Below are 14,099 nucleotides of genomic sequence, written 5' to 3'. Positions count from 1 at the left end.
CGCAGGTCTGCTCTCTATTCCTACATTGTCTGGAGCGAATTCATGACCAAATGGCTACCCGCACTGCTGATGACTGTCAGCCTGCCGCTACTCGCTGCGCAAACCCCGGCCTACGGCCCGCAGCTGGAAGGCTTCCAGTACCCGTTCCCGGCGCAGAACTTCAGCTTCGATTCCCAAGGCGCACCGGTGCAGATGGGTTACATGGACATCAAGCCGACTGGCACCGCCAATGGTCGCAGCGTGGTGCTGCTCCACGGCAAGAACTTTTGCGGCGCCACGTGGGAAGGCACTATCAAGGCGCTGACGGGCGCAGGTTATCGTGTGGTCGCGCCGGATCAGATCGGCTTCTGCCGCTCCAGCAAGCCGGCGGACTATAAATACACCTTCCAGCAACTGGCGCAGAACACCCAAGCGCTGCTGACCCAACTGGGCATCGATCACGTCACGGTGGTCGGGCATTCCATGGGCGGCATGCTGGCGACGCGCTTTGCGCTGATGTACCCCGAGCAAGTGGACCAGTTGCTGCTGGTCAACCCTATCGGTCTGGAAGACTGGAAAGCCAAAGGCGTACCGGATCGCAGCTTCGATGACTGGTATACCCGGGAGCTGAAGACCAACGCCGGCAGCATTCGCAAGTATCAGCAGTCGACCTATTACGCCAACGAATGGCGGCCCGAGTTCGATCACTGGGTCAACATGCAGGCCGGCATGTTCAACGGCAAAGGCAAAGAGGAGGTGGCGCGAGCTTCTGCCCAGACCTACGGAATGATCTTCAATCAGCCGGTGTTCTACGACTTCGAGAAATTGAAGATGCCGACCGTGTTGCTGATCGGCCAGAAGGACAATACCGCCATTGCCAAAGACGCAGCGCCTGAGGCATTGCGCAAGACGCTGGGCAATTACCCGGAGCTGGGCAAGGCCGCCGCCAAGCGCATTCCCCAGGCGACGCTGGTGGAGTTCGCCGGGTTGGGCCATGCGCCGCAGATTCAGGATCCGCAGCAGTTCAACAAGGTGCTGTTGGAAAACCTGAAGCGTTGATTCGGTTGAGCTTCAGCTGATCCTGAGCCGCATCCGCAGCATCGGATGCGGCCGACCGAGTCCATCGACTTCCGCCCGGCCCACCACCTCAAACCTCTGCCGTTCATAAAAGCCCAGCGCCTGGGCGTTCTGCTCGTTCACGTCCAGCTCGGTGATGTGGAAATGCTCGATCGCGTAGTCCAGCAGTTGCTTGCCCAGGCCCATGCCACGGTGTTCAGGGGCGATAAACAGCATTTCGAGTTTGCCCGGCGTGGTGCCGGCAAAGCCAGTGATGCGCAGGTGCGAGTCCCGGCTGCAGAACAGGTTCACGGCGCCCAGGTATTGGGTTTCCAGCAGATGCCGCAGCAGCGTGATGTAGTTCTCCGGCAGAAAGTCATGGGTCGCGCGCACGGAGGCTTCCCAGACCCGGGTGAGTTCGGCGAAGTCGTGCTGCCTGGGCAGATAGATGACCGAGTGCCGGGCCATATTGCCGCTGCTCCCTGGGTAGTGATCCTGATGTGGGGACGATAGCCAGAAAAAACAAACCCCGCCGTTTTACGGGCAGGGCTGTTGGAGGTGAAGCGCTGTCGAGCTGGAAATTGAGCCTTAGATCGGCTCAGCCCACAGGTCGTACTCATCGGCATCTACAACGCGGCACATGACCTTGTCGCCTGGCTTGAAGTCACGGTCGCTTTCGACAAACACATTGCCGTCGATTTCCGGCGCGTCGAAGAACGAACGACCGACGAAACCCTGTTCATCCACTTCGTCGATCAGCACTTCGATTTCCTTGCCGATTTTCATCTGCAGGCGCGCGGCGCTGATGGCTTGCTGGTGCGCCATGAAGCGGTCCCAGCGATCCTGCTTGATGTCGTCCGGCACGATCGGCGCATCCAGCAGATTCGCCGGTGCACCCTCGACAGGGGAGTACTGGAAGCAACCGACGCGGTCGAGCTGGGCTTCAGTCAGCCAGTCCAGCAGGTACTGGAAGTCTTCTTCGGTTTCGCCCGGGAAGCCGACGATGAAGGTCGAACGGATGATCAGGTCCGGGCACTGCTCGCGCCAGTTCTTGATGCGCGCCAGGGTCTTGTCTTCGAAGGCCGGGCGTTTCATCAGCTTGAGGATCTTCGGGCTGGCGTGCTGGAACGGGATGTCCAGGTACGGCAGGATCTTGCCCGCCGCCATCAACGGAATGATCTCGTCGACGTGCGGGTATGGGTAAACGTAGTGCAGGCGCACCCACACACCCAGCGAACTCAGCGCCTGGCACAGCTCGGTCATGCGCGTGCGCACCGGCTGGCCGTTCCAGAAACCGGTGCGGTATTTGATGTCGACGCCGTAGGCGCTGGTGTCCTGGGAGATCACCAGCAGCTCTTTCACGCCGGCTTTGACCAGCCGCTGGGCTTCGTCGAGCACGTCGCCAATCGGGCGGCTGACCAGCTTGCCGCGCATGGACGGGATGATGCAGAAACTGCAGCTGTGGTTGCAGCCTTCGGATATCTTCAGGTACGCGTAATGTCGCGGGGTCAGCTTGACCCCTTGCGGCGGTACCAGATCGATCAGCGGGTTGTGATCGAGCTTTGGCGGCGCGGCGTCATGGACGGCATTGACCACTTGCTCATACTGCTGCGGACCGGTCACGGCCAGTACGCTCGGGTGCACGTTGCGGATGACGCTTTCGTCGACGCCCATGCAGCCGGTGACGATCACTTTGCCGTTCTCGGCCAGCGCTTCGCCGATGGTCTCGAGGGATTCGGCCTTGGCGCTGTCGATGAAACCGCAGGTGTTGACCACGACCACGTCAGCGTCCTGGTAGGTCGGAACGACCTGATAGCCTTCCATGCGCAGCTGAGTCAGGATGCGCTCGGAATCGACCAGGGCCTTCGGGCAACCGAGGCTGACAAAGCCGACCTTCGGGGCGGCGGACGTGGTGACGGTGGACATTGACTAACCTCGGCGTAGGATGCCCGGCGAATAGCCGAAGCATTGACTGGGCGCTTGGGGCGCCTCTGATCAAAAAGTGCGCAATTCTAGCGGCGCGTCGAACGATTGACCAGTGTTATACAGAGAATTACGACGAGTGCTGCGCTATGCTTCGCGGCGTTACGCCCGGCGCCCCAAGTGGGCCGGGCGCATCGGAATTTACCGGTGCGGCGCAGGTCAATCCGACAACGCCGGATCGCGGTGATCGAGTCATGGTTTCAGGAGTGGTAAATGGGTCACGCAACGAGTCAGGCAGGGGTCGGGCATTCTTCGGCAAAACCGCTGAGTCTGCTGGTGGGCGCGGTGGGTGTAGCCTATGGCGACATCGGTACCAGCCCGCTGTACACCATTAAAGAAGTGTTCGTCGGCGGCTACGGCGTGCAAGCCGGTCACGACGCCGTACTGGGCATTCTGTCGCTGATCTTCTGGTCACTGATCTGGGTGGTCTCCTTCAAATACATGGCCTTGGTGCTGCGTGCCGACAATGACGGCGAAGGCGGCATCATGGCGCTCACGGCGCTGGCGCGAAGGGCTTCAGCCAAATACCCGAAGCTGCAGGCGAGCATGATCGTCTTTGGCCTGTTCGGCGCAGCGCTGTTTTACGGCGACAGCATGATCACCCCGGCGATCTCCGTGTTGTCGGCGGTCGAGGGCATGGAGCTGGCATTTGACGGGCTTGAGCACTGGGTGGTGCCCATTTCTCTGGTTGTGCTGGTGGCGCTGTTTCTGATTCAGCGTCACGGCACCGCGCGGATCGGCGTGATGTTTGGCCCGATCATGGTGCTGTGGTTCGTGACCCTCGGCGTGCTCGGTGTCCACGGCATCCTCCAGCAGCCGGAAGTGCTGCACGCGGTCAATCCGGTGTGGGCGGTTCGCTTCTTTATCGATCATCCCGGCATTGGCGTATCGGTCCTGGGCGCCGTAGTTCTCGCACTGACCGGTGCCGAGGCGCTGTACGCGGACATGGGTCACTTCGGTCGCAAGCCGATCTCGCGCGCGTGGTTCGCGCTGGTATTGCCGGCGCTGGTGCTGAACTACTTCGGTCAGGGCGCCCTGGTGATCCAAGACCCGGAAGCGGTGCGCAACCCGTTCTACCTCCTGGCGCCGAGTTGGGCGCTGTTGCCGTTGATCGCGCTGTCGACCCTGGCGACCATTATTGCTTCGCAGGCGGTGATCTCCGGGGCGTTCTCGATGACGCTGCAGGCGATTCAGCTCGGCTATATCCCGCGCATGTACATCCAGCACACCTCAAGCGACGCCCAAGGGCAGATCTACATCGGCGCGGTGAACTGGGCGCTGATGGTCGGGGTAATCCTGCTGGTGCTGGGCTTTGAGTCTTCCGGCGCGCTGGCCTCGGCCTACGGCGTGGCGGTGACCGGCACGATGCTCTGCACGACGATTCTGGTGGCGGCGGTCATGCTGCTGGCCTGGAAGTGGCCACCGCTGATCGCGGTGCCGATTTTGGCCGGATGCCTGTTCGTGGACGGCATGTTCTTCGCGGCGAACGTGCCAAAAGTCCTGCAGGGCGGGGCGTTCCCGTTCCTGGCGGGCATTGCGCTGTTCATCCTGATGACCACCTGGAAGCGCGGCAAGCAGCTGCTGGTGGACCGCATCGACGAAGGGGGTCTGCCGCTGCCGATCTTCATCAGCAGTATTCGCGTGCAGCCGCCCCATCGCGTTCAGGGTACGGCAGTGTTTCTGACGGCGCGTGCGGACGCCGTGCCCCATGCGCTGTTGCATAATTTGCTGCACAACCAGGTGCTGCATGAACAAGTTGTATTGCTGACCGTTGTGTACGAAGACGCCCCGCGCGTGCCGGCAGCGCAACGCTTCGAGGTCGAGGCGTTTGGCGAGGGCTTCTATCGCGTGATTCTGCACTTCGGCTTCATCGACGAGCCGGACGTACCGGCAGCGCTGAGCTTGTGTCACCTGAAGGAGCTCGACTTCAGCCCTATGCGCACGACCTACTTCCTCAGTCGCGAAACCGTGGTCTCGTCGAAACTGGAGGGCATGGCCCGCTGGCGCGAGGGTCTGTTCGCGTTCATGCTGAAGAACGCCAACGGCAATCTGAGGTTCTTCAAGCTGCCATTTAACCGCGTGATCGAACTGGGTACGCAGGTGGAGATGTAATCAGCTCCGTTTCGGCGCGATGGGGTTTAACCGGGAATGTGTCGGGTGTCACGCCGCGAGATTGATGGCGTACATACAGGCCTCTTCCCGGCTGAAGTCGATCCCCCGGGGATGAAACTTATCCCAGATGCTAACCGGCTTGAGCAGACCCCGAAAACAAAAAAATCCCCGCACTCGCAAGAGCGCGGGGATTTTTTATGGGTGCTGGATTACTCGGCGGCGGGCTCTTTGCCCTTCCACTTGTCGATCACCGCACTCAAGCGCTTGGCCAGGGCAGGGTAGTCTTCGTCAAAGTGATGGCCACCGGGCAGCTGCATCTTCTCGCCGGGCGCAGTGGCTTCGGTGCAGCCGCTTTCGTCCTTCTCTTCGATGCCGTAGACGCACAACACCTTGTCGCCGGGCAGCTTGGCCATTTCAGGCCCTGTCGCGGCTTCTTTACCGGCAGCGCCCAACCAGCCTTCAACAGCAATCTCGAAGCTGCCTGTGCGGGCGAAGGCGAGCAGGATGATCCCGTCGACCCGCGCCTTGTCTTCTTCCGGCAAGCGGTTGTAGATCGCGGGCAGCACATCGGCGCCGAAGGAGTAGCCGGCAAGGACGAAGTGCTTGGCACCCCATTTCTGCCGGTAGTGGGCCATCAGCTCGCTGAGATCAGCGGCCGTTTGCTCGGGGGACTTGTGCTCCCAGTAATAACGCAGCGTGTCGATGCCGACGACTGGGTAGCCGCCCATTTTCGCCATGTCGCCTGCCACGTCCTTGTCCAGGTCGCGCCAGCCGCCGTCGCCGGACAGAAACAGCGTCACCGTGTCGGAGGGCTGTGAAGACGGCACCTCAACCACAGGAATGTTCAGGCCGCCGTTGTCATCACCACCAATCAGCCGACGGCGCACTTCGTTGTTCAGCACCTGCGGGTACTTGATGTCGTAATCGCTGATGCTGGTTTCGGTGTTGGGTGCGTCGCGAACCAGCGTGGCGCTTTCGTCGTCAGGCCCATCGTTCCAGGCGACCGTCCATTTGCCGTGCGCGGCGGCTTTCGGCACAGGGTCGGTGCAGCCCGGCTGATCACGGACAAAACCGACCGAGATAGCTCGGGCGTTGTCGTTGTTCTGACCGGCCAGCCAGCGCCAGGCCACCGAAGCACCAGGCCCGACACCGGCGACCAGATCAGGGGCACCGTCGAGCTTCTGCAGCGCAGCATTGAAGGTCTTGGCCTGAAGCTGACAGTCATCCTTCGGCAGTGTCACTTGGATCACACGAGCGGAAGCGTCGTAGCTCAGGGCGAGCAGTTGCTTCTCGGTCAGTGATTCTTCGGCGGTGACGGCCAGGGCGACTTGGGTTTTCACCTTGGTCGAGGGCACTACACGGATCAGCGCAGAGCCGTCGTCCAGGGTGATGTGTTCAAGGGTCGGTTGCGCGGCGGGGCGGTTCCACAGCCAGAAACCCAATGCCACCACCAGAATTACCAGGGCTGCGAGCAAAAAGCGCCAGTAGCGTTGAATCATCAGCGTTTCACCAATCCAGTCAGGCCGCCCGCGATCAGGGCGGCGGTATCTGCCAGTGCCACCAGCGGATCAAGTCCTGCGGGCACGGCCATATAACGAGGTTCCCAGTCAGGCTGGAATTTGTCTTTGAAACGGCGCAGCCCCTGGAAGTTGTAGAGCTGTTCGCCACGGCTGAACACCATCGAACCCAGACGCTGGGTCAGAGGTGCGCCACGCCGCGGTTGCAGCCCGGACAACGGCACCATGCCGAGGCTGAAGCGGGCGTAACCTTCTTTTTTGTAATGCAGGATCAGCCCGACCATCATGAATTCCATGGTCAGCTTTGGCGCTTCCGGGTGCGAGCGCATCAGGTCCAGGCTCGCCAGATCATTGCGCGAGGTCTCCAGCAGATTGGAGAATGCGACCGGCTTGCCCTGGAAATGGACGATGGCGATACGGAAATGCTTGAGGTACTCCAGGCTGAAACGGCCCAGCGAGAAGCCTTTTTCGCGGACGTTCTTGCCCATTAGCCACGCATCGGAAATCACTTTGAGCTCATCCATGGGCGCTTGACCCACTTCATAGATTTCCAGCGACAGACCGTCGCGCCCACCCCGGTTCCAGGTGTAGCGCAGGTCCTTCATTTCCTTGCCCTTGGCTTCGATATCGAACTTGTGCAGATCCACGCGGGCTTCTTCGCCCAGCTTGATCGCAGTCAGGCCGATGTCCATGTAGAACGGCAGGTTCTCGGCGCGCACCTGATAGAACACGGGACGGGCATGGTGAACGTCGCACAGATCTCGAAACTGCCAGATCAGCTCGGCCCGTTGCTGGGTCGGGCCAATCGGGTCGTACAAGGCAACCAGGCTGCGGCCACGATGGGCGTACATCAGAAAGGCGTTACCGTCCGGGTGCATCAGCACCGCTTTGTCGCCGGTGAGGACCAGACCACCATCGGGCTGGCTGGACGCTTTGATGATCTCTGCCGCTTTGGCCAGTTGCGCCTCGTCAGGCAGGTTGATCACAGGGCGAGCGGTGCGCAGCAACCAGGTCAGCGAGACGATCAACAGCAACACCGCGCTGCCCAGTGCCGAACGCAGCCCGCGAGGGGCGTCGGCGTCCAGGGTGAATTGCCACCACAACTGATGGCTGTAGGGCACGTCCTGGTAGGCGAACAGCAGCAACCAGACCGAAGCGCCCAGCACGCAAACACTGGCGACCAGATACAGCGGCGAAAACGGCAGCTCCAGCAAACGACTCGGGCGGTAGAACGAGCGCCGGAAGATCGCCAACAGGCACGCGGTCAGGAGCAGCAGGCTCGCTTCTTCCCAGTCGAAGCCCTTGAGGATAGACAGGATGGAGCCCACAAACAGCAGAATCGTGGTCAGCATCCATGCCGCGGAGAGGCGACGACGCAGGCCCTGGGCAAGCAGCAGGCAGAGCACGCCAATCAGGCTGGCGCCGAAGTGAGAAGCGTCGATCAGTCGATGGGGAATGAGGAACCCGAGACTCTCCAGACGGGTATCAATCTCGGGCGTGGAGCCGGAAAACAGCAGTACCACGCCGGAGAGGAACACCAGCAACGCCAGAATCGGGGCGCCAAGGCCTGATGCAACACGCATGGCCTGTTGCGCGAAAAGAAGTCGCTTGGCCTCACTGTAGAGCAGCACCAGACACGCGATCAGCAGTGGCATCACCACGTAAATCAGGCGGTACAGCAGCAGCGCGGCAGCCAACGGTGCAGCGCCCAGTTCGTCGGCAAATGCGGCGAGCAGAATGGCTTCAAAGACGCCGACTCCACCGGGCACGTGGCTGAGAACACCGGCGGCCAAGGCCAGCAGGTAAACCAGCAGGAAAGCGCCGAAGGGTGGGGCGGAGGGCAGCAACAGATAAAGGACGGCCGCAGCGGCTGCAACGTCCAGCGCGGTGATCACCAGCTGCATCAGCGTCAGGCGCACGCCAGGCAAACGCAGCGTTCGGCGGCCGGCGCGCACCAGCAAGTTATGCGGGATCGTCTGTTCCGGCAGACGTCGGCGATAAATGGCATAACCCAGGATTGCGCTGGTGGCCAACACCGCCACCGCCACGGTGGACAGCACCGGCACCGATACATGCAGCGCCAGCGAAGCGGCGGGCAGGTCGCTCAAGGTCGCCAGGGCAGCCAGCGGGGGAAGTGCGCAACCCAGTGACAGGCTGGCGAATAGGGTCATGTGGGCAACTTCGCCCGCACCCACTCCCAGTCGCGAATAAAGACGGTAACGAACCGAGCCGCCGGACAACATTGACAGGCCTACGGCGTTGCCGATGGCGAACGCGCAAAACCCGCCCATGATCAGCGACTTCGGTGGCAGATCGACATTGGCGTAGCGACTCGCGGACCACTCGTAGCCCAGCAGAATCACAAAGCCGATCGCCGTCGCCAGCACCGCGCCCGCCAGAGAAGGCAGCGGCACGCTGAGCAGCGAATCCTGCAGGGCGTAGATGTCCAGCTCGGTCAGCATGTGCCGGCAGGCGATCAGGGCGACGGCGAACAAAAGGATGGTGACGCCCAACCCGATGGGTTGACGATACTTGCTCACCAGTTCGCGTGGGCGCAATCGTTTCGGGGGAGCCGGAGGATGCTCCGTCACTGCTTCATTTGTGTCGGACGGGTTGGCGCGCATCAATCACTCCTTGGATCGTGCGCGACAGGATGGAGGTATACAGCCAAGTTACCAATCCCTACGCAAAAAATAATTCAGGATGTTAGCGCTTCAACGTCTAACGGGCGAATACCACGGGTACGTATCAGTGACCGTTCAGTCTAGGTTCAGTCGCTGGCCAGCGTATCGGCCGGGGCGATTAAAACTATTGCCCCGGCAACATACAGTAACAAGACCTCTCGGATGAGCGCACCCCGGTAATGGGATGTGACAAGGATTCCGACCCGCTGTTCGTGAGCTTTCAGCGAGGCAAAAAAAAGGCCACTCTTTCGAGTAGCCTTTTTAGATGTTGGTTGCGGGAGCCGGATTTGAACCGACGACCTTCGGGTTATGAGCCCGACGAGCTACCAGACTGCTCCATCCCGCGTCTGTGTGGCGGCATTCTACAGTCGAACGACAAAGTGTCAACCTTTAATGCCAAGGATCGACAAAATAACCGTATCGGGAGCGTTGGGTCGCCTAAGTGGCGGTTGGACAAGGTTTTTATCGAAATCCGCGCCTAAGGGCTGGTCGCCGTCATACATGGGCCCGGTTTGATTCATATGAAGAGGTGAGGGGGGTAACGATGGGGGTGGGCTTGCTCAAACAGCGGCCACAAAAAAGGCCACTCTTTCGAGTAGCCTTTTTTGATGTTTGGTTGCGGGAGCCGGATTTGAACCGACGACCTTCGGGTTATGAGCCCGACGAGCTACCAGACTGCTCCATCCCGCGTCTGTGTGGCGGCATTCTACAGAGGATCGCCGGGGTGTCAAGCAATCGGCAGAAAAAAATGCTTTTTCTTCAAGCGGTTAGCGTGGCGGTTGGGACGGATATCGGTGGCGCGCCTCGGTTTAGGGGTATTTTGGCTGGTTGGGTGGCGCGCACATTCCGTAGGGAGCGAGGCTTATTAAGTGTCAGAAAGTCGCGTGAATGAGATACTGCGCGACCGCTTTCCTACGACTCCATGTGATGCCGCAGCGCAAAATCATCCATATCGACTGTGATTGCTTCTACGCCGCGATTGAGATGCGCGATGACCCGCGCCTGGCCGGCAAGCCCCTTGCAGTGGGTGGGTCGGCAGAACGGCGGGGTGTGATCGCCACCTGCAACTATGAGGCCCGGGCCTACGGCATTCGCTCCGCGATGTCATCCCGTCATGCGCTGACACTGTGCCCGGACCTCACCATCGTCAAACCGAGGATGGACGCCTATAAAGAAGCATCGAAAGAGATCCAGACGATCTTCCGCGACTACACCGACCTGATCGAGCCGCTTTCGCTGGATGAGGCTTATCTGGATGTCACGGAATGCGAGCACTTTGCCGGCAGCGCGACGCGCATCGCCCAGGACATTCGTCGGCGGGTCTCCAATCAGCTGCACATCACGGTTTCCGCCGGCGTTGCCCCGAACAAGTTTCTGGCCAAGATCGCCAGCGACTGGAAAAAGCCCAACGGGCTGTTTGTGATCACGCCTGATCAGATCGAAGGCTTCGTCGCCCAGTTGCCAGTGTCCAAATTGCACGGTGTCGGCAAAGTCACCGCCGACAAGCTTGGCCGCCTCGGCATCATCACCTGCACCGATCTACGCGGCTGGAGCAAGTTGTCGCTGGTGCGGGAATTCGGCTCGTTCGGCGAGCGGCTGTGGAATCTGGCCCATGGTGTGGATGAGCGTCCCGTGCAGAACGACAATCGGCGGCAGTCGGTCAGCGTCGAAAACACCTACGACACCGATCTGCCGGACCTCGCCAGTTGTTTGCTGATGCTGCCGGCGTTGCTGGAAACGTTGAACGACCGCATCGGTCGGATCGACAGCCTCTACCGCCCCGGCAAGCCGTTCGTGAAGGTCAAGTTTCACGACTTCACCCAAACGACGCTGGAACAGGCGGGGGCAGGGCGGGACTTGAGCAGTTACGAGCAACTGCTGACCCAGGCGTTCGCACGCGGTGGCAAGCCTGTGCGATTGCTGGGAATCGGCGTGCGTCTGCATGACCTTCGTGCTGCCCATGAACAGCTGGAGTTGTTCAGCTGAGGCTGGTTCAGGCCAGGTTATTCGCTGCCCGGCGGCACTGCGACCAGTCGACCGGCGTCTTTTGCCAGTGACCGAAGGAATTCGTGCTGCAACTGCGGATCGTTGCGGGTCAGTTCGATCAATGACTGTTCCAGCTCACTGGCTTCTTCTTCCAGGCCCAGCTCGGACAGACGCTTGACGCGATGCACCCACTGGCTGACTTCGTCGTCTTCCAGATCGTCGTAAATCAGGTCATGGGCTTCAATCAGCTTGCCGCGCAGTGATTTGCTCAGCGGCAGTGTGGCAGTTGCCTGGACGTTGCTCTGGTCATCCTGAACCTTGATGTTCAGCTGGGTGACATAACTCAGGTTCTGCTCGGCGAACGGGCTGTCCAGCAGATTCACCCGCAGCACGCCGTTACGGTCCGTATTCAGCTCGTGGGCCTCTTTGCCCGCAGTGACTTCAACCGGCGCTTCACTCCACGGCAGGCTCGAATGCTCGACGCGATGATCGCGCTGCACCTCGTCGATACCGGCCAGGTTCTGTTGAGCGCGTCCATGGGAGGGCGCATTCATGAACGGGTTGACGCCCGCGACCCCGTAAGTGAGCCAGTCCTTGGTGACACTGTCCGGCAGGCTGCCGAACGTCAGCACGTTGACCACGTTGGCGCCGACGCCCGCGACGATGGCCACGGCGCCCAGGGGGATTTCATAGACTTCCCGCCAAGGCTGATACGGCGTGTACCGGTCGTAGTGGCGGGTGACTTCGAATTCAGTGATGTCGAAGGTTTTCAGCTCGTGGATGCGTATCCGGCGCTGGGGCAATTCCAGCGTCTTGGGCTCGCCAAGGTCGACCTGAAAACTGTGGTCGAGCAATTTGCGCTCGACACGTTCTTCATGCTCGCTGCGCTGGGACAGATGATTGGCACAGCCGCCGAGAGCCAGGCTGGTGCACAACACAGTGCCCGCGAGACGTGAGGTATTTCGCTTGAACATGAGATCTCTAGGTGCAGGTAAGGCGCATCGCAGAGGCGTGGCGGATGAAAGCGCGCCTGCACAATCGCAGGCGCGCCATCCGGTCAGCGCTTGATCCGGTCCTTGATGAAAGACAACACATCGGCAACAGGCAGGGCCTGCGGTTCGGCTTCGGTGCGGCTCTTGTATTCGAGGTTGCCCTCAGCAAGACCACGGTCACTGACCACGATGCGATGCGGAATGCCGATCAGTTCCATGTCGGCAAACTTGATCCCCGGGCTGGTCTTCTTGTCGCGGTCATCCAGCAACACTTCGAAGCCCGCCGCCGTCAGTTCGGCGTACAGCTTGTCGGTTGCCTCTTTGACTGCATCGGTTTCGTAGCGCAGCGGCACGAGGGCGATCTGGAAAGGCGCGAGCGCGTCGCTCCAGATGATGCCGTTTGCGTCGTTGTTCTGCTCGATCGCAGCCGCCACAACGCGGGACACACCAATGCCGTAGCAACCCATGGTCAGGGTGACCGGCTTGCCGTTCTCGCCCAGCACCTGGCACTTCATCGCGTCGCTGTACTGGGTGCCCAGCTGGAAGATGTGCCCGACTTCGATGCCGCGCTTGATGATCACATTGCCCTGACCGTCAGGGCTTGGGTCGCCGGCGACGACGTTACGCAGGTCAGCCACGGCGGGAACCGGCAGGTCCCGTTCCCAGTTGACGCCGAAGTAGTGCTTGTCATCAATGTTCGCGCCAATGCCGAAGTCGCTCATCAGCTCCACCGAGCGGTCGATGATGCACGGCAGCGGCAGATTCAGCGGGCCGAGGGAGCCCGCGCCGGCGCCGATGGCGTCACGCAGTTCGGCTTCGGAGGCCATGACCAGCGGGCTGGCGACTTGCTCCAGATTGGACGCCTTGATTTCGTTGAGCTCGTGATCGCCACGGATGATCAGCGCAATCAGCTTGCCTTCCTCGGCAGCATGCACAACGAGGGTCTTGACGGTCTTTTCGATCGGCAGATTGAACTGCTCGACCAGGGCCGCGATGGTCTTGGCGTCGGGGGTGTCGACAAGGCGCAGTTCTTCAGTCGGGGCAGGGCGGCTGGCCTCGCGCGGAATGGCTTCGGCTTTTTCGATGTTGGCGGCGTAGTCGGAGGTGTCGCTGAATACGATGTCGTCTTCGCCGGACTCCGCCAGTACGTGGAACTCATGGGAGCCCGCACCACCAATGGAGCCGTTGTCAGCCACCACAGGGCGGAAGTTCAGGCCCAGGCGGGTAAACACGTTGCAGTACGCCTGATGCATACGGTCGTAGGTTTCCTGAAGGGAATCCTGGGTCGCATGGAAGGAATAGGCGTCCTTCATGATGAATTCGCGGCCGCGCATCAAACCGAAGCGCGGGCGGATTTCGTCACGGAATTTGGTCTGGATCTGGTACATGTTGATCGGCAGCTGTTTATAGCTGTTGAGCTCGTTGCGGGCCAGATCGGTGATGACTTCTTCGTGGGTCGGGCCCGCGCAGAATTCGCGATCATGACGGTCTTTCAGGCGCAACAGCTCAGGGCCGTACTGTTCCCAGCGGCCCGATTCCTGCCAAAGCTCTGCCGGTTGAATGCCCGGCATCAATACTTCCAGCGCGCCCGCTGCGTTCATTTCTTCACGAACCACCGCTTCGACCTTGCGCAATACCCGCAGGCCCATGGGGAGCCAGGTGTAGAGACCGGAGGCAAGTTTGCGAATCATGCCGGCACGAAGCATCAGCTGATGGCTGATCACGACCGCATCGGATGGCGTTTCTTTCTGTGTGGCGAGCAAATATTGACTGGTACGCATGGTCGGCCG

Annotated in this window: 9 protein-coding genes and 2 tRNA genes; 3 read left to right on the top strand and 8 right to left on the bottom strand. The window is 60.7% G+C overall.

The window, feature by feature from the left end; all coding sequences use genetic code 11:
- Window positions 1-42 precede the first annotated feature (42 nt).
- On the top strand, window positions 43-1,038 hold the full coding sequence (locus tag M1E04_RS19040) for an alpha/beta fold hydrolase (RefSeq protein ID WP_065989770.1): 996 nt from the start codon (window positions 43-45) through the stop codon (window positions 1,036-1,038).
- 12 nt (window positions 1,039-1,050) lie between these two features.
- Here the strand turns inward: M1E04_RS19040 and M1E04_RS19035 are convergent, their stop codons facing one another.
- Window positions 1,051-1,503, bottom strand: coding sequence for a GNAT family N-acetyltransferase (locus M1E04_RS19035; protein ID WP_192132130.1), 453 nt, complete (start codon window positions 1,501-1,503; stop codon window positions 1,051-1,053).
- Window positions 1,504-1,623: 120 nt separating this feature from the next.
- Window positions 1,624-2,961, bottom strand: coding sequence for a 30S ribosomal protein S12 methylthiotransferase RimO (gene rimO / locus M1E04_RS19030; RefSeq protein ID WP_065989766.1), 1,338 nt, complete (start codon window positions 2,959-2,961; stop codon window positions 1,624-1,626).
- A 270-nt stretch (window positions 2,962-3,231) separates the two neighbouring features.
- Here rimO and M1E04_RS19025 point away from each other — a divergent pair, with 270 nt between their 5' ends.
- Complete coding sequence (locus M1E04_RS19025) at window positions 3,232-5,130, top strand: potassium transporter Kup (protein WP_065989764.1); 1,899 nt, start codon at window positions 3,232-3,234, stop codon at window positions 5,128-5,130.
- A 209-nt stretch (window positions 5,131-5,339) separates the two neighbouring features.
- Here the strand turns inward: M1E04_RS19025 and M1E04_RS19020 are convergent, their stop codons facing one another.
- From M1E04_RS19020 to M1E04_RS19005, 4 genes are all read right to left on the bottom strand, one after another.
- Window positions 5,340-6,629 carry a virulence factor family protein gene (locus M1E04_RS19020; protein ID WP_192132128.1) on the bottom strand — a complete coding sequence of 430 codons (1,290 nt, stop codon included), beginning with the start codon at window positions 6,627-6,629 and terminating at the stop codon, window positions 5,340-5,342.
- Window positions 6,629-9,271, bottom strand: a complete 2,643-nt coding sequence (mprF, locus tag M1E04_RS19015) for a bifunctional lysylphosphatidylglycerol flippase/synthetase MprF (RefSeq protein WP_456291867.1) — start codon at window positions 9,269-9,271, stop codon at window positions 6,629-6,631. The genes M1E04_RS19020 and mprF overlap by 1 nt, the downstream gene beginning before the upstream one ends.
- Before the next feature lie 329 nt (window positions 9,272-9,600).
- Window positions 9,601-9,677 (bottom strand) — tRNA-Met (locus tag M1E04_RS19010).
- 267 nt (window positions 9,678-9,944) lie between these two features.
- Window positions 9,945-10,021 (bottom strand) — tRNA-Met (locus M1E04_RS19005).
- Between the two features lie 237 nt (window positions 10,022-10,258).
- On the opposite strand from M1E04_RS19005, the gene dinB reads away from it, so the two are divergent.
- Window positions 10,259-11,317, top strand: coding sequence for a DNA polymerase IV (dinB, locus tag M1E04_RS19000; RefSeq protein ID WP_456291866.1), 1,059 nt, complete (start codon window positions 10,259-10,261; stop codon window positions 11,315-11,317).
- A gap of 17 nt (window positions 11,318-11,334) precedes the next feature.
- Here the strand turns inward: dinB and M1E04_RS18995 are convergent, their stop codons facing one another.
- Window positions 11,335-12,291, bottom strand: a complete 957-nt coding sequence (locus M1E04_RS18995; protein ID WP_192132121.1) for a hypothetical protein — start codon at window positions 12,289-12,291, stop codon at window positions 11,335-11,337.
- An 83-nt stretch (window positions 12,292-12,374) separates the two neighbouring features.
- Entirely contained in the window at window positions 12,375-14,090 is a 1,716-nt protein-coding gene (locus M1E04_RS18990; protein ID WP_192132119.1) for a proline--tRNA ligase, read from the bottom strand.
- Between the last annotated feature and the right edge of the window lie 9 nt (window positions 14,091-14,099).

The organism is Pseudomonas sp. AK106 (genome assembly GCF_053903055.1).
This window is presented reverse-complemented; position numbering and strand designations above follow the sequence as displayed.

Excerpts from the sequence above, each read along its gene's own strand:
- M1E04_RS19040 (WP_065989770.1), top strand. The coding sequence starts at position 43 with ATGACCAAATGGCTACCCGCACTGCTGATGACTGTCAGCCTGCCGCTA.
- M1E04_RS19035 (WP_192132130.1), bottom strand. The coding sequence starts at position 1,503 with ATGGCCCGGCACTCGGTCATCTATCTGCCCAGGCAGCACGACTTCGCC.
- rimO (WP_065989766.1), bottom strand. The coding sequence starts at position 2,961 with ATGTCCACCGTCACCACGTCCGCCGCCCCGAAGGTCGGCTTTGTCAGC.
- M1E04_RS19025 (WP_065989764.1), top strand. The coding sequence starts at position 3,232 with ATGGGTCACGCAACGAGTCAGGCAGGGGTCGGGCATTCTTCGGCAAAA.
- M1E04_RS19020 (WP_192132128.1), bottom strand. The coding sequence starts at position 6,629 with ATGATTCAACGCTACTGGCGCTTTTTGCTCGCAGCCCTGGTAATTCTG.
- mprF (WP_456291867.1), bottom strand. The coding sequence starts at position 9,271 with ATGCGCGCCAACCCGTCCGACACAAATGAAGCAGTGACGGAGCATCCT.
- dinB (WP_456291866.1), top strand. The coding sequence starts at position 10,259 with ATGCCGCAGCGCAAAATCATCCATATCGACTGTGATTGCTTCTACGCC.
- M1E04_RS18995 (WP_192132121.1), bottom strand. The coding sequence starts at position 12,291 with ATGTTCAAGCGAAATACCTCACGTCTCGCGGGCACTGTGTTGTGCACC.
- M1E04_RS18990 (WP_192132119.1), bottom strand. The coding sequence starts at position 14,090 with ATGCGTACCAGTCAATATTTGCTCGCCACACAGAAAGAAACGCCATCC.